Genomic DNA, 21,448 nt, shown 5'->3' on the forward strand with positions numbered 1-21,448 from the left:
GCATCACCAGTCCAGCTGCTTGACGAGGGTGAGCTTGAAGGTGCGGCCCTTGCCGGCCGTGCCCGAGAGGAACTCGCGGTACTGTTCGTTGAAGATGTTGTCGACGCGGAAGTTGGTCTCGAAACCCTTCCAAGCGCCGTCCTGCGGCTTCCACGTCACGAACATGTCGTGGGTGGCGAAGGAAGAGGTGGGCCGGCGCGTGTTGGGCAGTTTGCTGACGCGGTCCTGGGCCGCCACGAAACGGCTTGTCCAGCCGAAGGACAGGTCGCGATCAGGCACCCGGCCGCCAAGGGTGAAGGCGAACTCATGCGGCGCGACGGTGTTCAGCGGCATGTCCTTCAGCAGGTCCTCGCCGATCACGTAGGAATAGGCCGCGTTGCCGAAGACGTAGTCCGAATCATAGGCCAGTTCGACCTCGGCGCCATAGATGCGTGCCGCGCCGATGTTGGTGTAGCGCGGATTGGCGCCGTTTCCGTTGTCGGTGATCAGGTCGGTGATGTCGTTGTAGAAGCCGGTGGTCTTGAGCTGCACCGCATCGCCCGGCTGGGCCACGTCGTAGAGCGAAACCGCGACGCCGGCCTCGTAGTTGTTCGACAGTTCCTTCTTGAGGTCGGGGCGTCCGATCTGCGCCGAATCGAAGACCTCGTCGATGGTGGGCACGCGCTCCGTATGGGCTACCGACCCGAACACGGCAAAGGTGTCATTGAACTTGTAGTGCGCCGCGATCTTCGGGGAGAAGGCCGTGTGGTCCTTGGCGCTGGCCGCGGCGATGTCGGTCGGCTCCAGCCTTTGCCAGTCGAGGCGCGCGCCGGCGATGAGCGTCAGGCGCTCGTCCCAGATGAATTCGTTTTGCATGAAGGCGCCGGTTGCCGTCCGGGTACCCTGCGGGTGGGTGCCGGACTTGCTCTTGAGCGTCGTCCGCTCCTGGAAGTTGCTCTGCGAGCCGACGGTGAGATGATTGACGAAGTTGTCGCCTACATAGTCGAAGGTGTTCTGCACGCTGAACTGATAGGTTTCGTAGCCGAAGGTGCGGTTGAGCGAGGGGATGGTGGCGTCCGACTGGTCGTTGACGGTGTCGGAGAAGGACGCCTGCACCTTGAGGTCGAGCCAGGGATTGTCCGAGGCCGGGTTCTCGTAAGCGATGATAGCCGTCTTGTCGGTAATCTTGCGGTCGACCGTGCCGAAGCCGGGCGGCACGTCGATGCCGGTCTGGTTATAGTACTGGTCGTCCTCGTCGGTCTGCCACTGCATGTAGGATGCACGCAGGGCCTGCTCGTCGTTGTCGCCGAAGCGATAGGTGCCTTTCAGCAGGCCCGACGGGGCGCCGATCTCGGAGCCGGGGATTTCGGTGCCGTTTCCGGAGGTGTAGGCGTTGGCGTAGCGATAGTTGCCAGCGGCCAACAGTTCGAAATTGTCGCCGAGGCGTGTCGCCAGGATCGCCGAACCAAGCGCGCCTTCGGAATTCGAATCGAAGGCGGACTTGAGCCGCAGCGCGCCTTTCTGACCGTCGGCCAGAAAGTCGGCCGCGTCCTTGGTGGTGAAGTTGATGACGCCGCCCAGCGCGCCCGATCCGTAGAGCGTGGACGACGCGGGCCCGCGCAGCACTTCGACGCGCTTGAACAGCTCGGTGTCGGTGAACAGGCCGCCCACGCGGTACTGCTCGTAGAACTTGGTCGCCCCGTCGACGTTGACGATGATGCGGCCTTCCTCGCCGCCGCTCTCGGGACCGCCGACGCCGCGGATGTTGAAGGTCTGGCCGAGCGCGCGGTCGGAGCCCGACACGTTGACGCCCGGGATCGTCTTGACCAGTTCGCCGACCGTTTCGGCTTGCTTCTGATCGATGTCCTCCTGCTCCATGACCGACACCGCTTGTGGCGTGTCGATGGCCACCTTTTCGGCGCCGGCACCCACGATCAGGCGCTGCAGCAGCGTCACGCGGCCCTTCTTGTCCTGTTCATTGGTCTGGACTTCCTGGGCTTTCGCGGCCTGCAGTCCAGCCAGCACCATCATCGCCGCTCCGCCCAGAAGAGCAGCCTTGTTCCGAGCAACCAGCCCCATATCCCAACTCCAAATGTCCCATGCTGGCTTGCCCGCTGCTTGCTCGCACTTTTTCGTCTGCCCGGTTCGTCTTAATCTTGACTCGTTCGCTCCGGTATTGCACTGACTAGTAAACATGATAGTTTGAGTCAACAATTTGATTTGAACATTTCAGCCCGCCGGAATGGTCCGGCTGGATGGGTGGACCAAGGAGTGCAATGAGATGAATTCGCACAATCCGAACCACTTCCGTTCGGGCCAGTACAGGCACGGATACCGGCGCCCGGAAGGGCAGATGGGCACGCGCCCGATCGCCGAATCCCTGGTGGTCAGGACCCTGACCAGCGAGTCGCTGTTCCTCGGCGACTACGAGATCGGCATCAACCACGGCGGTGCGCTCTACCGCCTCAAGATCACCCGTCAGGGCAAGCTCATTCTCAACAAGTAGGTGCTTCGAAAATGGACCAGCGCGTGAAACCCGCCCCGCATGCAATCAGGCGGGCGCGATCGGGCAACCCCAAGATGCGCGAGCGCGACCTGGCCGGGCAACTGGGGATATCCGAGGCGGAACTGGTTGCCGCCCACTGCGGCGAGGGCGTGGTTCGCATCGAACCGCGCGTCAACGACCTGCTCGCCGGGCTCGAGGCCGTCGGCGAGGTGATGGCGCTGACCCGCAACGAAAGCGCAGTGCACGAGAAGATCGGCGTCTACGACAAGGTGGTGCAGGGCAAGCTGAGCGCCATGGTGCTGGGCGAGCAGATCGACCTGCGCATCTTCCCGGGCGCCTGGGCGCACGGGTTTGCCGTCGAGAAGCGCGATGGCGACGACATTCGCCGCAGCCTGCAGTTCTTCGATGCCGCGGGCAATGCCGTGCACAAGGTGCATCTGCGCCCTGCGTCCAACCTCTATGCCTATCAGAAGCTGGTCGAGGCGCTGGCCAGCGCCGATCAGGAGCCGACGATGGTGACGGTGCCGGCAGCACTCGACAAGCCTGCCGACGACAGCTCGGCAAGCGTCGACGAGCTGCGCCAGCGCTGGAGCAGCATGACCGACACGCACCAGTTCTTCGGCATGCTCAAGTCGCTGAAGCTCGGCCGCCAGGAGGCGATGCGCATGGTCGGCCGCGACTATGCATGGATGCTGGACGGGGGCGCGCTGCAGACGATGTTCCACCAGGCTTCCGAGACGGAGCTGCCGATCATGTGCTTCGTCGGCAACCGCGGCTGCATCCAGATCCACTCGGGTTCGGTGAAGAACGTCAAGCCGGTGGGGCCGTGGATCAACGTCATGGACGAAACCTTCCACCTCCATCTGCGCGCCGACCACGTCCAGGAACTCTGGGCGGTGCGCAAGCCGAACAAGGACGGCCATGTGACCTCGGTCGAGGCCTATGACGCCAATGGCGACATGATCATCCAGTTCTTCGGCATGCGGAAGGAAGGGCAGGGTGAACGCCAGGGGTGGCGTGGCCTCGTCGAGACGCTGCCGGCTGCCGCACAGCAGAACGCGGCGTAAGGAGAATGAACATGTCGATCACCAAGGGGCTGGCTCGCTCGGCCGCGATCGGGCTCGTCCTGCTGTCGACCGCAGGCGCAGGCCGAACGGCGGAAGAACCTGGCGTGCTGCCGGATCGCTCGCGGATTGCCACGGTCGGCGGCTCGATCACCGAGATCGTCTACGCGCTTGGCGAGGAAAAGGCGCTGGTCGCGCGCGATTCGACGAGCGTCTATCCCGAAGCGGCCCTCAAGCTGCCCGACGTCGGCTACATGCGGGCGCTGTCGCCGGAGGGCGTGCTCTCGGTCAACCCTTCGGGCATCCTCGCGCTCGAGGGCAGCGGTCCCAAGGAAGCGGTGGATGTGCTCAAGAAGGCGAGCATACCGCTGATCACCGTGCCCGAAGGCTTCAGCCATGAGGGTATCGTCGACAAGATCCGGATCGTCGGCAAGGCGCTCGATGCCGAGGCGAAGGCCGAAACGCTGGCCAAGGAGGTCGACGCGCAGCTCAGTGCCGCCGAGGCGCTGACGGCCGACATCCCGCAGGCCGAGCGAAAGCGGGTGCTGTTCATCCTCGGCATGCAGGGCGGCAAGATCATGGCTTCCGGCAGCGGCACCGCCGCCGACGGCATTATCGCATTGGCCGGAGGGGTCAACGCGGTCGAGGGCTTTTCCGGCTACAAGCAGCTGACGGACGAGGCGGCGCTCACCGCCAGGCCGGACATCATCCTGATGATGGACCGCGAGGGCGAGCTCGCCATCGGTGATGCGCAGGTCTACGGCAGCCCTGCGATCGCCTCGACGCCGGCCGGCCAGGCGAGGAAGCTGATCCGGATGGACGGAGCCTATCTGCTCGGCTTCGGACCGCGCACGGCAAGCGCCGTCAAGGACCTCGCTGCGGCGCTCTATGGCGACGCGGTGAAGCGATAGGACCGATACAGTGACGGATGAAGCGATTGCCGGCGTGGCCGGCGCGGAGGCGGGCGGTCGTCATGTAAGCGGCGACCGTTCCGCCAGGGCACTGTTGGTGATAGGTCTCCTGGCCGCCATGCTTGCGGTGACGGCGCTCACCAGTCTCACCTGGGGCGCGTCCGATGCCTCGGCGATCGGGTTGCTCCGCGCATGGCTGTTCGGCGTCGATCCGGGCAACGAGGCGCTGTCTGCACGCGATGCCATCATCGTCTACGACATCCGCCTGCCGCGCGTAATCCTCGGTATCCTCATCGGAGCAGCGCTCGCAGTTTCGGGCGCCGTCATGCAGGGTCTGTTCCGCAACCCGCTCGCCGATCCCGGCCTCGTCGGGGTGTCCGCCGGATCGGGCCTGGGCGCCGTCTCGGTGATCGTGCTCGGCTCGACCCTGCTTGCGCCGTTCACCGCGGTATTCGGCAGCTATGCCCTGCCGCTGGCGGCCTTCTTCGGCGGGTTGGTGACGACGATCATCCTCTACAACGTCGCGACGCGGCAGGGGCGAACCTCGATCGCCACCATGCTGCTCGCCGGCATCGCGCTGGGCGCCATGGCGATCGCGCTGACCGGCATCCTAGTCTACATGGCCGACGACCGGCAGCTGCGCGACCTGACCTTCTGGCAGCTCGGCTCGCTCGCCGGCGCCACCTGGGTCAAGATCGGCGCGGCCGGCCCGATCATCGTGGCGGCGCTAGCCGCGACCCCGTTCCTCGCCAGGGGGCTCAATGCCATGGCGCTCGGCGAGGCCACCGCCGCCCATCTCGGCGTGCCGGTGCAACGCCTGAAATATATCGCCATCGTCGCGGTCTCGGCGGCCATCGGTGCCGCGGTGGCCGTCAGCGGCGGCATCGGTTTCGTCGGCATCGTCGTGCCGCATCTGCTGAGGCTCGCCATCGGTCCGGACAACCGCTACCTGCTGCCGGCCTCGGCGCTTCTCGGCGCCTGCCTGCTGCTGCTCGCCGATGCGGTGAGCCGCACCATCGTAGCACCCGCCGAATTGCCGATCGGCATCGTCACGGCCGCGGTGGGCGGTCCGTTCTTCCTCTGGATCCTGCTGCGCAAGCGCGGCGTCGTCGACCTCTGACGCTGGAAAGGACAAGAACATGCTCGAAGCACGTCAGGTTTGCGTGAACATCGGCTCCAGGCGGATCGTCGCCGACGTCGACTTCTCCGTTCGCCCCGGCGAACTGGCCGCGATCGTCGGTCCCAACGGATCCGGCAAGTCGACCCTGCTGAAGGCCTTGACCGGCGAGCTGCCGTATTCCGGCAACGCCTCGCTCAACGGCCGCGACATCGCGTCCCTCAAGCCGTGGCAGGCCGCCGCCATGCGCGCGGTGCTGCCGCAGTCGACCGCACTTTCGTTTCCCTTCACGGTACGCGAGATCGTCAAGCTCGGCGTCACCGGCGGTCGTTCAGGCGCATTGGCCGGCGAAGACGACAGGCTGCCGGAGCGGGCGCTGGCGCGCGTCGACCTGCAAGGATTTTCGGGACGGTTCTATCAGGAGCTTTCGGGCGGCGAACAGCAGCGTGTGCAGTTGGCGCGCGTCCTCTGCCAGGTGTGGGCGCCGGTGCTCGACGGGCAGCCGCGCTACCTCTTCCTCGACGAGCCGGTGTCCAGCCTCGACATCAAACACCAGCTGATCATCATGGAGATCGCCCGCGACTTCGCGCGGCGCGGCGGTGCGGTCGTGGCCATACTGCACGACCTCAACCTGACCGCGATGTACGCAGACACGATCGGCGTCATGCATCGCGGCCGCCTGGCGGCGAGGGGCTCGCCCCACGAGGTGCTCAGTGACGAACTGATCGAAAGGGTGTTCGACTGCCGCCTGCGCGTCGGCGCCCTGCCGCCATCTCGCGTACCGTTCGTGCTGCCGCAGTCGGCGGCGGCCTGAACTCAGCTTGCCAGCGACTGGGGCGCGGGGAAGTTGATGCCCAGCACGTCGCGCATGTTCGGACGGGCGGCGACGAGGTCGGCGATCGTGTAGCGGCCCAGCACCTCGAAAAAGGCGTTCAGGGCCTCGCGCAATGCCGAGTTGAGGCCGCAGCTGTCCATCAGCGGGCACTCGGCGTCGGCCTCGAAGCACTCGGCCATGGCGAAATTCTCTTCGGTCACGCGCACGACGTCGAACAGCGAGATCTTGTCGGCGGGTTTGCCCAGACGCACGCCGCCGTTGCGGCCGCGCACGGTCTCGACCAGACCTGCCTCGACGAGCGGCTGCAGGATCTTGAACAGGAACAGCTCCGACACCGTGTAGGCGGCGGCAATCTCGGGAACGCGGCTCAGCCGTCCTTCATTGGCCGCGCAGTACATGAGGATACGCATGGCGTAGTTGGTCTGGCGTGTGAGTCGCATCGGTGATTCCTCGCAGTGGCGCGGACAGGCTTCTTATATGGCCTACATCTTAGAATAATTCCAGACAAGCGCTGTCAACAATTTCCGCGCCGTCCCGCTCCCGGCGCAAGCCAGCCTTGCGTTCATGACCGGGCTGGGCGCTTGAATTTCATTTTGCACTGCACAATATTGCGCACGTCGGGAGTCGAAGACTCTGGGGAGGAACCCATGAGGACTGCGACATGGAACAGATCAAACCTGCTCAGCGCCCCCTGGTCGGCACGATCCGCCAGCTCCGGCCTTCCGATCTGACCCGATTTGCCGAACATCTGCTGAGGCTGGACAACCAGAGCCGCCGTGACCGCTTCAACGGATTGACGGACGATGATTTCCTGCGCGCCTATGCCGAGCGCTGCTTCCGCGAAGGCGTGACCGTGGTCGGCTATGTCGAGGGCGACAAGGTTCTGGGGGCTGCCGAACTGCATGAACGGCCGGAAGAAAGCGAGCCGACGGCAGAAATCGCGTTCAGCGTCGAAAGTCAGTTGCAGCACCGTGGTATCGGCGGGCGACTCTTCCGGCGCCTTATCGCGCAGGCGAGGGGGCTCGCATATAGCCGGCTGCAGGTGACGACGCACTCGAACAACGGCGCCATGAGGGCGCTAGCGCGCCGCTTCAACGCCAAGCTCAGCTTCGAGCATGGCGAAGCCCACGGCGTGATCGAACTGGACGCCGAGGGCACGCCGGAATTCGACTTCGAGATGCGCCTGCCGGCCGACTTCGGCAAGCGCGGCCCCGGCAAGGCGATCGCGGCCTGACGCTTTTCCGAATTGAAGCGCCCGGCCGACGTGCCGATATTGTCCCTGTGTTCAACGGGGAAGGCGCCTGATGTCGTCATTGCAAAGCCGGGTCGCACCCTCCGGCGCGATCGCCTCCGCCAGGGCCATCGACGCCGAAAGGCTTGCCGCGTTGCGGCGGACGAAACTGCTGGCCACCGCAGCACTGGTGCTGTGCGTCTTGGTCTTCGCGGTCGCCAAGTCGTTCCAGGGGCGCTGGCCTTGGCTCGGCTTTATCGCCGCCTTTGCCGAAGCGGCGACCATCGGCGGGCTGGCCGACTGGTATGCGGTCGTCGCGCTGTTCAAGCGGCCGCTTGGCCTGCCCATCCCGCATACGGCGATCATCCCCTCCAATCAGCACCGCATCGCCGACAATCTCGGCCGCTTCATCGAAACCAACTTCCTCGCACCGGAGCCTGTCCGGCAAAAGCTGAAGGAGGTCGACTTTGCGGCGCTGGTGGCCGACTGGCTGTCGGATCGCGCCAAGGCCGAGGTGCTCGCCCGCTTCGTCGGTCGGCTGGTGCCGAAAATGCTGCAGGCCGTCGAGGACACGGGCCTGCGTGACTTCACCACCAAGCGGATGCTGGAGCGCATCGGAAAGGTCGACCTGGCGCCGCTCGCTGCGGAGCTGCTGTCCGCCTTCACCGACGGCCGGCGGCACCAGCGCCTGCTCGACGAATTCACCAAGATCATCGGCAACTTCCTCAAGGACGAGCAGGCGCTCGCCGCGATGCGCGAAAAGATCCGCGACGAGCTGCCATCTGTCTTCAACATGTTCAGGGCCGATGCTTACCTGTTGAAGCGCATCGTCGCATCGGCCGCGACCTTGCTCGAGGAGGTGCGCGCCGACCCGGATCATCCTCTGCGCGGCGAGTTCGACAGCTTCGTCCATGGCTTCGTCGAGCGGCTGCGCCAGTCGCCGGACTATGCGCGGCGGGCTGAGCAGTTCAAGCGCAACTTCCTGGCGCGCCCCGAATTGCGCGACCTTGCTCGGGACGTGTGGGAGAGCATGCGCCGCTTCATCGAGCAGGATGCAGCGGCGGAGCGCTCTATGACGCGCCGGCACCTGACCAGCCTGTTCGTCGAGATCGGCCAGAACCTCGCGCGCGACCAGCAGATCAGGGCCGACATGAACGAGGGCTTCGTCGTTGCCCTGGCGTCCTTCGTCGAGAGCCAGAAGAACGGCGTTTCCGGCTTCATCGCCGAGCAGGTCAAGGGCTGGGACCTCGGCCAGATGACCAGCATCATCGAGATCAATGTCGGGCGCGACCTGCAATACATCCGCTTCAACGGCATGTTGATCGGCGGACTTGCCGGGCTGGTGCTCTATTCCGCGGAGTTGCTGTTGCTGGCGAATTGACCGGGCGTCTTGCTGGTCTATGCTGGCCTTGCCACCTCCGGGGGAGGCCCGGAGCAGACGGGAGCAAGCCATGGCGAAGAAGCCGGAACCGGAATCCTTCATGGACATGTTTGCGAGGTTCGGGCGCGACCTGAAGATGCCCGAAGTCGATGTCGAGGCCATTGTCAGCCATCATCGCAAGAATTTCGAGGCGCTGGAGCGGTCGGTCAAGGCAACCGCCTCGGGGGCGTCGTCGCTGATGTCGAAGCAACGCGAGATGCTGCAGGACGCGTTGCGCGAGATCACCGACGCGGCGCAGAGCCTGCGGGTTCCCGGCAATCCGCAGGAAATGCTCGCCAAGCAGTCCGATTTCGCCAAGCGCTCGTTCGAGGCCGCGGTCAAGAACGCCGGCGAAGTGGCTGCGATCGTGCGCAAATCGGGCGAGGAGTCGGTCGACATCCTGCGCAGCCGCATCCACGAGTCGATCGAGGAAATTCGCGACAGCATCGAAAAGAAGAAATAGCGCACCTGAACCAAGCTTCTGGCTGGGCGTCGGATTCTGCTCTCCTGTGGGTTTCGCCACACAGGCCGCGCATTGCCGGCCGCCGGGTGCTAAGAAATGCCCGTCACATTTGCAGCCTCGCCAGTCATTGGGACTCGCAGAGACGCTGCAGCACCTGGAACCTGTGCGTGAAGGTCCGGCAGTTGATTCCCGCTGCCGGAAGCGGCGCCGGCATTCGGCCGAGGAAGAGGATGAAGGTAGGTATCGAGATGGGGTCGGCGTCCGGCGGGACGAAGGCTCAGCTTGATCTCGAAGAGCTTCTGGCGACCCGCTTGCTCGTTCAGGGCAATTCGGGCTCCGGCAAGTCGCACCTGCTTCGCCGCCTGCTCGAGCAGAGCGCGCCCTGGGTCCAGCAATGCGTCGTCGACCCGGAGGGCGATTTCGTCACTCTGGCCGACCGCTTCGGCCATGTCGTGGTCGACGCCCAGCGCACGGAAGCCGAGCTCACCCGCATCGCCGGCCGCATCCGCCAGCACCGCGTCTCCGTCGTGCTCAACCTGGAGGGTCTGGACGTCGAGCAGCAGATGCGCGGCGCGGCCGCCTTCCTAAACGGCATGTTCGATGCCGATCGCGAGTTCTGGTACCCGGTGCTCGTCGTCGTCGACGAGGCACAGCTCTTCGCCCCCGCGGTCGCGGGCGAGGTGTCCGACGAGGCGCGCAAGATTTCGCTCGGCGCCATGACCAACCTGATGTGCCGCGGCCGAAAGCGCGGCCTTGCCGGAGTGATCGCCACGCAGCGTCTTGCCAAGCTCGCCAAGAACGTCGCGGCGGAGGCGTCCAACTTCCTGATGGGCCGCACCTTCCTCGACATCGACATGGCGCGCGCCGCCGACCTGCTCGGCATGGAGCGGCGCCAGGCGGAGATGTTCCGCGATCTTGCGCGCGGCAACTTCGTGGCGCTTGGACCGGCGATGTCGCGCCGCCCGCTGCCTGTCGCCATCGGCCCGGTGGAAACGTCCGCGCGTTCCGTCAGCCCCAAGCTGATGCCGTTGCCCGACGCCAACGACGATACGCGCGAGCTGATCTTCGCGCCGGCTCCCCTGGAAGCGCGTCAGCCGGCTCGCCGTCAGGCTCCGCCCGCGCCCACGCCAACGGCCGACATCATCGCCCAGCTTACCCAGGTGAAGGCAGAAGCGTCCGCACCTGTAGCCGAACCCATTTTCCCGCTGTTCGACGAGGCCGAACGCGAGGCGCTGATCGATACCATCGTGCGCGAGATGGTCGAGGACCCGGATGCGGCCTTCCGCACCGATGCGGTGCTCTACCAGGACTTTCTCGTGCGCTGCCGCATCAAGCGCATGCAGGGCGAGCCGCCGCCGCTTTCGACCTTCCGCCGCCGCTATGCGGTGGCGCGGTCGGGCATCGACGAGGAGACGGCCTCGAGCGACAGCTGGCAGCAGGCGCTGGTGCTTTCCGCCTCGCTGCCGGAGGACCTCCAGGCGGTGTTCCTGATCGTCGCGCAGGCGGCGGTCAAGCGAGCGCCATGCCCATCCGACGCCGCGATCGCACAGGCCTATGGCAGCCACTCGGCGCGCCGGGCGCGGCGCCTGCTGACCTATTTCGAAGAGCAGGGGCTGGTGGTTGTGCGCACCGACTTCCACGGCAAGCGATCCGTCGCGTTCCCCGATCTGGGCTGCGAGACCGCGCCAGGCGATCCGGAACGGACCGATGACCTCACGGAGCGCCAGGCGGCCGAGTAGGCGATGAGCTGCTGCGGAGGTTGACAAGCGAAGGCTTCATGGTTCCCAGAATGCTCCAAGCTTGGGAGGTGGGGGAAATGAGCCTGGAGAAGCGGATCGAGACCTATGAGGACCTGCGCGCGCATATCGGGCAGGAGCTGGGCGTTTCCGATTGGTTGCTCGTTGACCAGAGCCGCATAGACGCCTTTGCAGATTGCACGGGCGACCGCCAGTGGATCCATGTCGATCCCGAGCGGGCGCGGCGGCGCAGCCCGTTCCGTACCACCGTCGCCCACGGCTTCCTGACCTTGTCGCTGGTCGGCTCCCTGGTGCAGGAGATCGGGGTCGTTCCGGAAAACACGCTTGCCGCCTTCAACTACGGCCTCGACAGGGTGCGCTTCATCGCGCCGGTCAAGGTCGGGTCGCGCGTTCGCCTGCGCACGACGCTGATGTCGATGGAAGACAAGGGGCCGGGGCAGTATCTGCTCAAGGCCGAAAACACCATCGAGATCGAAGGCGAGGACAAGCCGGCGCTCGTCGCCGAGACATTGGTCATGCTCTACGAGCGGCGCGGCAAGGCGACGGCCTGAGCCGTCGCGCTCGGCAAGGTTCAGCGCGGCGCGCCGATCACGATCTCGATCTCGCCGATGCCCTCGACGCCGCCGGTGATCCTGTCGCCAGCCTTGACCGCGCCGACCCCGGCCGGTGTGCCGGTGTAGATCAGGTCGCCGGGCTCGAGTTCCATCGCCTCGCTGCAGATCGCAATCACCTCGGGGATCGTCCAGATCAGTTCGGTGAGATCGCCCTCTTGCCTGGGGTCGCCATTGACGGCGAGCCAGACGCGGCCGCGCGTCGGATGGCCACTCGTGGCGGCGGGGAGCAGCGGCCCGCAGGGCGCGGACCGGTCGAAGCCCTTCGACCAATCCCAGGGACGGCCCATCTTCTTGGCGCTGTCCTGCAGGTCGCGACGGGTTAAGTCGATGCCCACGCCATAACCCCAGACATGGTCGAGCGCTTCCGCGACGGAGATGCGGAAGCCGCCCTTGCCGATGGCCACCACGAGTTCGATCTCGTGGTGCAGGTTCGCGGTCAAAGGCGGGTAGGGGATGGTCGCGCCACTGTCTGTGACGGCATCCGCGGGCTTGTCGAAGAAGAACGGCGGTTCGCGATCGGGGTCCTGGCCCATCTCGCGGGCGTGAGCGGCATAGTTGCGGCCGACGCAGAAGATGCGCCGCACCGGGAAACGGTCTGAGGAACCGGAGACGGCGACCGAAGCGGGCGCGGGCGGGGCAAAGACGAAGTCCGACACGATGTCACTCCTTGGAACCGTTGCGGCGTTCTCGCACGATCGGGCCGCCACTGTCACCCGCAAGCCCGGCACCTTCCAAAGATCGCGTATGCCGGTGGACCCATTTGCGCTGGACTGCACGCAATGCGTGTCTGGCCTCCAAAAAGGCGCTTGCAGCCGCAATTTGCAGGGATAGGATTTGCGCACCTGACGGGTGCGGGGTTCTGCCTGGCCGGTCGCGGCAACAGTGGGAGGTTTCATGTCAGAGGTTACTTTGGTCGTGAATGGCCGAAAGGTCAGCGGCGCGGTGGAGGACCGCACGCTTCTTGTACATTTCCTGCGTGAGCATCTGGGGCTGACAGGCACGCATGTGGGCTGCGACACCTCGCAATGCGGCGCCTGCGTCGTCCATGTCGACGGCAAGGCGGTGAAGTCCTGCTCCATGCTTGCGGCCCAGGCCTCCGGCTCTACCGTGACCACCATTGAAGGCCTTGCCAACGGCGCCGACCTTCATCCGGTCCAGGCGGCATTCAAGGAACATCATGGCCTGCAGTGCGGTTTCTGCACGCCCGGCATGATCATGACGGCGACCGACATGATCCGCCGCTACCCCGAAGGCCTGGACGAAGCGACCGTGCGCGCGGAACTGGAAGGCAACATCTGCCGCTGCACCGGCTACCACAACATCGTCAAGGCGATCCTCGCGGCATCGAAGACGATGGCCAAAGCATCCAAGGGCAAGGCGAAGAAGGCTGCTTGAACAGAATTGGGAGTAGGGCAGTAGGGCAGTGAGGCAGTAGGAAGAAGCTGCCGCCCACGGAAGCTCACCTACTGCCTTATTGCCTTACTCCCGTACTGCCCCTCCGGAGGAGAATTCAGATGGGAATGGAAGGCATCGGCGCGCGCGTGACGCGCAAGGAAGACAAGAGGTTCATCACCGGTGGCGGCCGCTATGTCGACGACATGGTCGTGCCCGGCATGAAACATGCGGCATTCGCGCGCAGCCCGCATGCGCACGCCGACATCAAGAAGATCGACGTCAAGGCTGCAGAGGCCATGCCCGGCGTGATTGCCGTGCTGACCGGCAAGCAGCTCAAGGCCGACGGCATCGGCAATCTCATCTGCGGCTGGATGATCCATTCCAAGGACGGATCACCGATGAAGATGGGCGCCTGGTCGCCGCTGGCGGTCGACAGGGTCCGCTATGTCGGCGACGCGGTCGTCATCGTCGTCGCCGAGACCAAGGGCCAGGCGCGCGACGCGGCCGAAGCGGTCGAGATCACCTACAAGGAGCGCAAGGCCGTCATCGACGCCGTCGAGGCTCTGAAGAAGGGCGCGCCGCAACTGCATCCCGAAGCCGAGGGCAACCTGATCTTCGACTGGGAGATCGGCGACGGCAAGGCCGTGGATACGGCGATCAAGGCTGCTGCCCATGTGACGAAGGTCACCATCCACAACAACCGGCTCGTGCCCAATGCGATGGAGCCGCGCGCAGCACTTGGCCACTACGACAAGGCCGAGGACCACTACACCTGCTGGACGACCTCGCAGAACCCGCATGTCGCCCGCCTGGTGATGAGCGCCTTCTACAACGTCGCGCCGGAGAACAAGCTGCGCGTCATCGCCCCCGACGTCGGCGGCGGCTTCGGCTCGAAGATCTATATCTATCCCGAGGAGATCATCTGCCTGTGGGCGTCCAAGCGCGCCGGCGTTCCGGTCAAGTGGGTGGCCGACCGCACCGAGAGCTTCCTGACCGATGCGCATGGTCGCGACCATGTCTCCAAGGTCGAAATGGCCTTCGACAAGAACAACAAGATCACCGGGCTCAAGGTCGACACCATCGCCAATCTCGGCGCATACATGTCGTTGTTCTCGTCCTGCGTGCCGACCTATCTCTACGCCACGCTGCTGTCGGGCCAGTACGACATCCCGGCGATCCACGCCAATGTCAGGACCGTCTACACCAACACAGCACCCGTCGATGCCTATCGCGGGGCAGGGCGGCCCGAGGCGACCTACCTGCTCGAGCGGACGATGGAGATCGCCGCGCGCGAACTCGGCGTCTCGCCGGCGGACCTCAGGCGCACCAACTTCATCACCCAGTTCCCGCACCAGACGCCCGTCATCATGAACTATGACGCGGGCGACTATGCAGCTTCGCTGGATGCGGCGATGAAGCAGGCCGACTATGCCGGCTTTGCCAAGCGCAAGGCGGCGGCGGCCAAGAAGGGCAAGCTGCGCGGCATCGGCATGAGCTGCTACATCGAGGCCTGCGGCATCGCGCCGTCGGCGGCGGTGGGTTCGCTCGGCGCCGGCGTCGGCCTGTGGGAATCCGCCGAGGTCCGGGTCAACGCCGTCGGCACCATCGAGGTGCTGACAGGCTCGCACAGCCACGGCCAGGGCCACGAGACGACCTTCGCCCAGCTCGTCAACCAGCGCTTTGGCGTGCCGATCGACAGCGTCTCCATCGTCCATGGCGACACCGACAAGGTGCAGATGGGCATGGGCACCTACGGCTCGCGCTCTGGTGCTGTCGGCATGTCGGCGATCGTCAAGGCGCTCGACAAGGTCGAGGCCAAGGCCAAGAAGATCGCGGCCCACCTGCTCGAGGCCGACGAGGGTGACATCGTCATCGAGAACGGTGCATTGAAGGTGGCAGGCACCGACAAGAGCGTGCCGTGGTTCCAGATGGCGCTCGCCGCCTACACCGCGCACAACCTGCCGGCGGGCATGGAGCCGGGGCTGAAGGAGACGGCCTTCTACGACCCCTCCAACTTCACCTTCCCGGCGGGCTGCTACATCTGCGAGGTCGAGGTCGATCCCGACACGGGCAAGACCGACATCGTGCAGTTCGTGGCAGCCGACGACTTCGGCAACATCATCAACCCGATGATCGTCGAGGGCCAGGTGCACGGCGGTATCGCCCAGGGCGTCGGCCAGGCGCTGCTGGAAGGGGCCGTCTATGATGGAACTGGCCAGCTGCTTACGGCGAGCTACATGGACTACACCATGCCGCGCGCCGACGATTTGCCGTCGTTCCAGGTCTCGACCACCAACACGCCGTGCCCGGGCAATCCGCTCGGCATCAAGGGTTGCGGCGAGGCCGGCGCCATCGGCTCGCCGCCTGCCGTCATCAACGCCATCACCGACGCGCTCGGCCACGACAACCTGAACATGCCGGCGACGCCGGGCAGGGTGTGGGCCGCGCTGCGCGCCGGCACGAAGCACTGAGAAAAGCGAACAGGGAACTAGGGAGTAGCGACTAGGGAAGAGACGAAGGCGGATGCGGAACCAATCGCTGTTCGCCATTCCCTGTTCGCTCTTTCCCCGAAGGGAGAAAGATCGATGTATTCCGTCAATTACCATCGCGCCAGCTCGGTCGCGGATGCCGTCAAGAAGGTGAAGGCCGGCGACGGCAAGTTCCTCGCCGGCGGCATGACGCTCATCCCGGCCATGAAGACGCGGCTCGCGGCACCTTCCGATGTCGTCGACCTCACCCACATCGCCGAGCTCAAGGGCATCAAGGTCTCGGGCAAGACCGTCACCATCGGCGCAACGACCACCCATGCCGAGGTCGCCAATGACGAGAAGCTCAATAAGGTCTGCCCGGCGCTGTGCGCGCTGGCGAGCCATATCGGCGACCCGGCCGTGCGGCATCGCGGCACCATCGGAGGGTCGATCGCCAACAACGATCCGGCGGCGGACTATCCCTCGGCGATGCTGGCTCTGGGGGCTACCGTCGTCACCAACAAGCGGGAGCTGCCGGCCGACAAATTCTTCAAGGGCCTGTTCGAGACCGCGCTCAAGGATGACGAGGTGATCACCGCCGTCACCTTCACCGCGCCCGCCAAGGCGGGCTACGCGAAGTTCCCGAACCCGGCCTCCCGCTACGCCATGACCGGCGTGTTCGCGGCCAAGGGCAAGGACGGCGTGCGCGTGGCCGTGACCGGGGCGGGCGACGATGGCGTGTTCCGCTCCAAGGAGATCGAGGCAGCACTTGCCAGGAAATTCGAGGCTTCAGCGCTCGAAGGCGTGACCGTCCCGGCCAAGAACCTGATGAGCGACATCCACGCCTCGGCCGAGTATCGCGCCAACCTCGTGGTCGTGATGGCCAGGCGCGCGGTCGCCGCGGCAAACGCCTGACCGATCGCCGAACTGGGATCAGCGAAGGGGCCTCCGGGCCCCTTTGACTTTTCCGGGCGCGTGACCGCGGTGGCCATTCGATGCATCGTCGAAATTGCCACTCCTGGAGTTCCGCCGGACTGGCCGCGCGACTATGCCGGAACGTATGTCAACCTGATCACGTCCCTGCCGATTCGATCGCTCGCCACGAGGCGCAGCGGCGGCCGCGGGCCGGCGAAGAACGGCCTGCCGCGACCAAGCACGACGGGATGGATGTACAGTCGATACTCGTCAACGAGACCTAGCTCGGTCAGACTTCGCGCCAGCTCGGGTCCGGAAACTTCGATCTCCCCATCCAGGCGAGCCTTCAGCCCGCGTATCGCCGTCTCGACGTCATCTGCGACAAGTGTGGCATTCGGGCCGACGGACTTCAGCGTGCGCGACACGACCCATTTCGGTTGGCTCCGCCAAGCCGCAGCGTACTCGCGTTCGTCCTCGTCCCATTCGGAATGGTCTTCGTCCCAATACCGCATCACCTCGTACATGCCCCGACCGTAGACGCTGCCGGCCAGGCCGCGCACGTCGTCGATGAAATGGCGAAAGAGCGCGCGATCGGGCGCAAATTCCGTGTGATCTACATACCCATCCAGGGACTGGTTCAAAGCGAACACGAGCTTCGCCATGCTGCAGGATCTCCTCGCCAAGCTCCTCAAAAGGCTTGAGCCGATGCTACGCAGAAACGAAGCTGGTCACAATCTGGCCGCCGCTTCGTCGGTGAGACCAATAGCGGAGTTCCGCTTTCCAGCCTGTAGGTACAAGGCATACCGTTCCCAAACACCCTCGGTCATTTCCGATTTAGGGGTTAACGGCCTAGGACCAAAGTCTGCGGCGGCAGGCCCAACATCTTGGCGACTGGCTCTTGGCATGGATCGCCAAGGCGGCTTACATGCCGCGCACGGTTACATCGCAGTCCCGAGACGTGGAGCAAAACGGAATGGCGCGCCCGATAACTTCGATCGCCGATCTTCGCGCTATCGCCAAGCGCCGCGTGCCGCGCATGTTCTACGACTATTGCGATTCCGGCTCGTGGACGGAAAGCACCTATCGCGAGAACGAGAGCGACTTCGTGCCGATCAAGCTGCGCCAGCGCGTCGCCGTCGACATGCGCAACCGCACGCTCGAGACGACGATGGTGGGCGAAAAGGTGTCGATGCCGGTGGCGATCGCGCCGACGGGCCTGACCGGAATGCAGCATGCCGACGGCGAGATCCACGCGGCACGCGCCGCCGAGAAGGCGGGCATCCCCTTCACGCTCTCGACCATGAGCATATGCTCGATCGAGGACGTCGCCGAGAACACCTCGAAGCCGTTCTGGTTTCAGCTCTATGTGATGAAGGATCGCGATTTCGTTTCGCGGCTGATCCAGCGCGCCAAGGCGGCGAAGTGCTCGGCGCTCATGCTGACGCTCGACCTGCAGATTCTCGGCCAGCGCCACAAGGACATCATCAACGGCCTGTCGACGCCGCCGCGGATGACCATCCCGAACATTGTCAACCTCGCCACCAAGCCGCGCTGGTGCTTCAACATGTTGCGCACCAACCGGCGCACCTTCCGCAACATCGCCGGCCACGCCAAGGGCGTCACTGACCTGCGCTCGCTGTCGTCCTGGACTGCGGAGCAGTTCGACCCGGCGCTGAGCTGGGACGACGTCAAGTGGATCAAGGACCAGTGGGGCGGCAAGCTGGTCCTCAAGGGTATCATGGACGCGGAGGACGCCGAAAAGGCAGCGGCGAGCGGTGCGGACGCGCTGATCGTGTCCAACCATGGCGGGCGCCAGCTCGACGGCGCGGTTTCGTCGGTTTCGGCGCTGCCCGAGATCGTCGACGCGGTCGGCGACCGCATCGAGGTGCTGATGGATGGCGGCATCCGCTCGGGCCAGGACGTCATCAAGGCGGTGGCGCTGGGCGCCAAGGGCGTGTTCATCGGACGCGCCTTCCTCTACGGGCTCGGTGCCGGCGGCGAGGCGGGCGTGACCAGCTGTCTCGACATCATCCGCAAGGAGCTCGACACCACGATGGCCTTCTGCGGCCTGCGCGACATCAGGGACGTCGACGGCCGCATCATCGCGCGGCGATGACCGGCGAGGGCCAAGCGGGCGCTGCAGTCCGTCCAGGCCCGCGGGAGCCTGGGGCAAGCCGTCCGATCGCAGGTGCGCCTGGCTCGGAGCGACTCCAGTGAGACGGCAGTTTCGCCGCCTTGCCGGCATCGCGACCCTCAACACCAGGCGCGCCGGTTTCCTGGCCCTGGGCCTGCTCATGCTTTTGCTCGGCATCGTCGGCGCATTCCTGCCGCTGATGCCGACGACCATCTTCCTGATCGCCGCCGCGTGGTGCTTCGGGCGCTCTTCGCCGCGTTTCGAAGCCTGGCTGCTCGACCATCCCCGCTTTGGTCCGCCGCTGCACGACTGGCGCGAACAGGGCGCCATTCCGCGCAAGGCCAAGGTCACGGCCTGGATCGGCATGGCACTGGGATATGGGCTGTTCTGGCTCGGAAAGCCCGATGCGCTGGTCGCAGCAGCGGCGACGGCCTTCGTCGCGGCAGGTGCCGCCTATGTGGCGACGCGGCCGGATCCAAAGCCGAAGCCGGATGTCGCGGCCGGCCCCGGAGACGAGTAGCGGGACCTGGCGACGGCCTTTGATTGGGGGACAATTTACGGCGCGCCCTGGCTGATTTGGTCCCGTAGCCTTGTTGTGCTAGGGAGCGGCGTTATCTGCAGCCCTGCGCGAATTCGAGAAGCCATGACCAAGCTTTATGCCGACGGCGCGAAAATAGTCGCCGTCGCACCGATGATGGACTGGACCGACAGGTGCTGCCGCAACTTTCACCGGCGGATCGCCAGGGATGCGTTGCTCTACACCGAGATGGTGGTGGCGGACGCGGTCATCCATGGCCCGCGCGAGCGCCTGCTCGGTTTCGACGCCTCCGAGCATCCCATCGCGCTGCAGCTTGGCGGCTCCGATCCGGCGAAGCTTGCCGAGGCGGCACGCATCGGCGAGGGCTTCGGCTATGACGAAGTCAACCTCAATGTCGGCTGCCCGTCCGACCGCGTGCAGTCGGGCACCTTCGGCGCCTGCCTGATGAAGACGCCCGAACTCGTCGCAGAATGCGTGTCGGCGATGAAGGCGGCGGTGAAGATCCCTGTCACCGTGAAGTGCCGCATCGGCGTCGACCATCAGGACCCCGAGCCGGCGCTCGATGCGCTTGCCGCACAGGTCTTTGCCGCGGGTGCCGACGCGCTGTGGGTGCATGCCCGCAAGGCCTGGCTCGAGGGGCTGAGCCCTAAGGAGAACCGCGAAATCCCGCCGCTGGACTACGATCGGGTCTATCGGCTCAAGCAGAATTATCCCAACCGGTTCATCGGCATAAACGGCGGCGTTCAGACGCTGGAGGAAAGCAGGGCCCATCTCGAAAAGGTAGACGGGGTCATGCTCGGCCGTGCCGCCTACCACACGCCAAGCGTGCTTGGCGGCGCCGATGCGCTGCTGAGCGGAGCAGAGCCGGAGGACATCGACTACGCGGCCCTGATCGATGCCATGGCCGACTATGCCGCCGGCCACATTGCCGCCGGCGGACGCCTCGGACATGTCACGCGCCACATGGTCGGGCTGTTCCACGGCCATGCCGGGGCGCGGCGCTATCGCCAGATCCTGTCGACGGATGCGACCAAGGCGGGTGCCGGCCCGGAGGTGCTGCACCGGGCCTTTGCCGCCGTCGATCTCGGCGCCGCCAGCGAAGCAGCCTAATCTCTCAGAATCATCCGGTCGCCGCGGACGTCGAAGCCCGACAGCGATCCGATGAAATTCATGCCGAGCAGACTCTGCTCCAGTCCGCGGTCGGCCACCAGCACCGGCAGGTTCTTCCGCTCGATCGCGCCGAGCCGGATGCTCTCGACCGTCACGCGAGCGGCGCGGGCGACGCCATTGGCGGTCGAGACCGGCACGGCGAAGTTCAGGCTTTCGGGGTCGAAGCCGGCGAGGCGGGCGTCGGAGGCGGTAAGCACCGTGCTGGTGGCGCCGGTGTCCACCATGGCCTGGATGGTCGCGCCGTTGACCTGAAGGCGCGCGCCGAAATGGCCGTTCGGAAGCTTGTCGAGGGTTACGGTGGCGCGGCCGTCGCCGTCGATCACCGACAGCGGGCTGCCGGGCACGAGCCCGGCGGTCACGCGGCTTGCGACATCCTGCAGCTCATACCGGTACTGGTAGCCTGCCACCAGGACCAGGACGATGAGCAGCCATAGCGCGAAGCTGCGCAGGCTGGCACCCAGATGCGTGCGGCGTCCGAGGATGCCGGCGCCGATGACCAGCGCCAGCGCGCCGAGATAGACCAGCCTGCCGAAGCTGTCGTTGTCCAGGCCGAGCGTCTCGCCGCCGGAATCGTTGAGCATCAGCAGCAGCAATCCGCCGCCGAGCACCGCGATGACGATCCAGAACAGTCGGCCCATGTGCTTCGAAGGTCCTCAGACTGCGCCGCGTTCGCGGGCCATGCGTGCGCGGCGCGTTTCGCGGCGCGGCTTGCGCTCGACCGTTTCGAGCCGGGCGGGCAGCTCCGCCATCACCGCGCGGCGCGTCTGCGGCGTCATCTCGAGCCAGGCGGAAATTTCGGCGCGGGTGCGGCCGCAGCCGAAGCAATAGCCGGTGGCCGTGTCGATGGAGCAGACGAGGATGCAGGGCGATTCTATAGCCGTCATCATGAATTCCGGTGCATGGGCCTGCTTATGCCCGCTGCCGCTTGCCG

General features: G+C 65.5%; 22 protein-coding genes. 16 read left to right on the top strand and 6 right to left on the bottom strand.

Features of this window, described 5'->3' with window-relative positions:
* Positions 1 to 3: 3 nt before the first annotated feature.
* A complete protein-coding gene (locus PV773_RS04765) occupies positions 4 to 2,058 on the bottom strand; it encodes a TonB-dependent receptor (protein WP_347965233.1) in 2,055 nt (684 codons plus the stop codon).
* Between the two features lie 202 nt (positions 2,059 to 2,260).
* On the opposite strand from PV773_RS04765, the gene hemP reads away from it, so the two are divergent.
* From hemP to PV773_RS04790, 5 genes are read left to right on the top strand one after another with little or no spacing between them, the layout of a single operon-like run.
* On the top strand, positions 2,261 to 2,485 hold the full coding sequence (gene hemP / locus PV773_RS04770) for a hemin uptake protein HemP (RefSeq protein WP_347965234.1): 225 nt from the start codon (positions 2,261 to 2,263) through the stop codon (positions 2,483 to 2,485).
* An 11-nt stretch (positions 2,486 to 2,496) separates the two neighbouring features.
* Entirely contained in the window at positions 2,497 to 3,552 is a 1,056-nt protein-coding gene (locus tag PV773_RS04775; protein WP_347965235.1) for a ChuX/HutX family heme-like substrate-binding protein, read from the top strand.
* 5 nt (positions 3,553 to 3,557) lie between these two features.
* On the top strand, positions 3,558 to 4,460 hold the full coding sequence (locus PV773_RS04780; protein WP_347965236.1) for an ABC transporter substrate-binding protein: 903 nt from the start codon (positions 3,558 to 3,560) through the stop codon (positions 4,458 to 4,460).
* A 10-nt stretch (positions 4,461 to 4,470) separates the two neighbouring features.
* Entirely contained in the window at positions 4,471 to 5,580 is a 1,110-nt protein-coding gene (locus tag PV773_RS04785) for an iron ABC transporter permease (RefSeq protein ID WP_347965237.1), read from the top strand.
* 19 nt (positions 5,581 to 5,599) lie between these two features.
* Complete coding sequence (locus PV773_RS04790) at positions 5,600 to 6,391, top strand: heme ABC transporter ATP-binding protein (protein ID WP_347965238.1); 792 nt, start codon at positions 5,600 to 5,602, stop codon at positions 6,389 to 6,391.
* Positions 6,392 to 6,393: 2 nt separating this feature from the next.
* Here the strand turns inward: PV773_RS04790 and rirA are convergent, their stop codons facing one another.
* Positions 6,394 to 6,852, bottom strand: coding sequence for an iron-responsive transcriptional regulator RirA (rirA, locus tag PV773_RS04795; RefSeq protein WP_340038986.1), 459 nt, complete (start codon positions 6,850 to 6,852; stop codon positions 6,394 to 6,396).
* 221 nt (positions 6,853 to 7,073) lie between these two features.
* On the opposite strand from rirA, the gene PV773_RS04800 reads away from it, so the two are divergent.
* From PV773_RS04800 to PV773_RS04820, 5 genes are all read left to right on the top strand, one after another.
* On the top strand, positions 7,074 to 7,646 hold the full coding sequence (locus tag PV773_RS04800; protein ID WP_347965239.1) for a GNAT family N-acetyltransferase: 573 nt from the start codon (positions 7,074 to 7,076) through the stop codon (positions 7,644 to 7,646).
* 70 nt (positions 7,647 to 7,716) lie between these two features.
* Positions 7,717 to 9,024, top strand: a complete 1,308-nt coding sequence (locus tag PV773_RS04805) for a DUF445 family protein (protein ID WP_347965240.1) — start codon at positions 7,717 to 7,719, stop codon at positions 9,022 to 9,024.
* A gap of 70 nt (positions 9,025 to 9,094) precedes the next feature.
* Positions 9,095 to 9,526, top strand: coding sequence for a TIGR01841 family phasin (gene phaP / locus PV773_RS04810; RefSeq protein ID WP_347965241.1), 432 nt, complete (start codon positions 9,095 to 9,097; stop codon positions 9,524 to 9,526).
* A gap of 230 nt (positions 9,527 to 9,756) precedes the next feature.
* The gene (locus tag PV773_RS04815; RefSeq protein ID WP_347965242.1) at positions 9,757 to 11,265 is read left to right on the top strand and encodes an ATP-binding protein; all 1,509 of its coding nucleotides are present in this window, start codon (positions 9,757 to 9,759) and stop codon (positions 11,263 to 11,265) included.
* Positions 11,266 to 11,342: 77 nt separating this feature from the next.
* On the top strand, positions 11,343 to 11,834 hold the full coding sequence (locus PV773_RS04820; RefSeq protein ID WP_347965243.1) for a MaoC family dehydratase: 492 nt from the start codon (positions 11,343 to 11,345) through the stop codon (positions 11,832 to 11,834).
* 20 nt (positions 11,835 to 11,854) lie between these two features.
* Here PV773_RS04820 and PV773_RS04825 read toward each other — a convergent pair whose 3' ends face one another.
* Entirely contained in the window at positions 11,855 to 12,553 is a 699-nt protein-coding gene (locus tag PV773_RS04825) for a fumarylacetoacetate hydrolase family protein (protein WP_347965244.1), read from the bottom strand.
* A gap of 238 nt (positions 12,554 to 12,791) precedes the next feature.
* Here PV773_RS04825 and PV773_RS04830 point away from each other — a divergent pair, with 238 nt between their 5' ends.
* From PV773_RS04830 to PV773_RS04840, 3 genes are all read left to right on the top strand, one after another.
* Positions 12,792 to 13,292 carry a (2Fe-2S)-binding protein gene (locus PV773_RS04830; RefSeq protein WP_347965245.1) on the top strand — a complete coding sequence of 167 codons (501 nt, stop codon included), beginning with the start codon at positions 12,792 to 12,794 and terminating at the stop codon, positions 13,290 to 13,292.
* A 119-nt stretch (positions 13,293 to 13,411) separates the two neighbouring features.
* On the top strand, positions 13,412 to 15,763 hold the full coding sequence (locus PV773_RS04835) for a xanthine dehydrogenase family protein molybdopterin-binding subunit (protein WP_347965246.1): 2,352 nt from the start codon (positions 13,412 to 13,414) through the stop codon (positions 15,761 to 15,763).
* A 114-nt stretch (positions 15,764 to 15,877) separates the two neighbouring features.
* Complete coding sequence (locus PV773_RS04840; protein ID WP_347965247.1) at positions 15,878 to 16,675, top strand: xanthine dehydrogenase family protein subunit M; 798 nt, start codon at positions 15,878 to 15,880, stop codon at positions 16,673 to 16,675.
* Positions 16,676 to 16,806: 131 nt separating this feature from the next.
* Here PV773_RS04840 and PV773_RS04845 read toward each other — a convergent pair whose 3' ends face one another.
* A complete protein-coding gene (locus PV773_RS04845; protein WP_347965248.1) occupies positions 16,807 to 17,337 on the bottom strand; it encodes a dihydrofolate reductase family protein in 531 nt (176 codons plus the stop codon).
* Between the two features lie 311 nt (positions 17,338 to 17,648).
* Between PV773_RS04845 and PV773_RS04850 the strand changes: the two genes are divergently transcribed.
* From PV773_RS04850 to dusA, 3 genes are all read left to right on the top strand, one after another.
* Complete coding sequence (locus PV773_RS04850; RefSeq protein WP_347965249.1) at positions 17,649 to 18,791, top strand: alpha-hydroxy acid oxidase; 1,143 nt, start codon at positions 17,649 to 17,651, stop codon at positions 18,789 to 18,791.
* Between the two features lie 97 nt (positions 18,792 to 18,888).
* Entirely contained in the window at positions 18,889 to 19,329 is a 441-nt protein-coding gene (locus PV773_RS04855) for a YbaN family protein (protein WP_347965250.1), read from the top strand.
* Positions 19,330 to 19,452: 123 nt separating this feature from the next.
* The gene (gene dusA / locus PV773_RS04860) at positions 19,453 to 20,457 is read left to right on the top strand and encodes a tRNA dihydrouridine(20/20a) synthase DusA (RefSeq protein WP_347965251.1); all 1,005 of its coding nucleotides are present in this window, start codon (positions 19,453 to 19,455) and stop codon (positions 20,455 to 20,457) included.
* Here dusA and PV773_RS04865 read toward each other — a convergent pair.
* Both PV773_RS04865 and PV773_RS04870 read right to left on the bottom strand, forming a co-directional pair.
* Positions 20,454 to 21,155: a TIGR02281 family clan AA aspartic protease gene (locus tag PV773_RS04865; protein WP_347965252.1), complete on the bottom strand. Its 702-nt coding sequence runs from the start codon at positions 21,153 to 21,155 to the stop codon at positions 20,454 to 20,456. The two genes, dusA and PV773_RS04865, sit on opposite strands and share 4 nt — an antisense overlap.
* A 15-nt stretch (positions 21,156 to 21,170) precedes the next feature.
* Positions 21,171 to 21,401: a DUF1289 domain-containing protein gene (locus PV773_RS04870; RefSeq protein ID WP_347965253.1), complete on the bottom strand. Its 231-nt coding sequence runs from the start codon at positions 21,399 to 21,401 to the stop codon at positions 21,171 to 21,173.
* Between the last annotated feature and the right edge of the window lie 47 nt (positions 21,402 to 21,448).

The sequence above is a fragment of the Mesorhizobium sp. CC13 genome, from assembly GCF_039907765.1.
Lineage (GTDB): Bacteria > Pseudomonadota > Alphaproteobacteria > Rhizobiales > Rhizobiaceae > Aminobacter.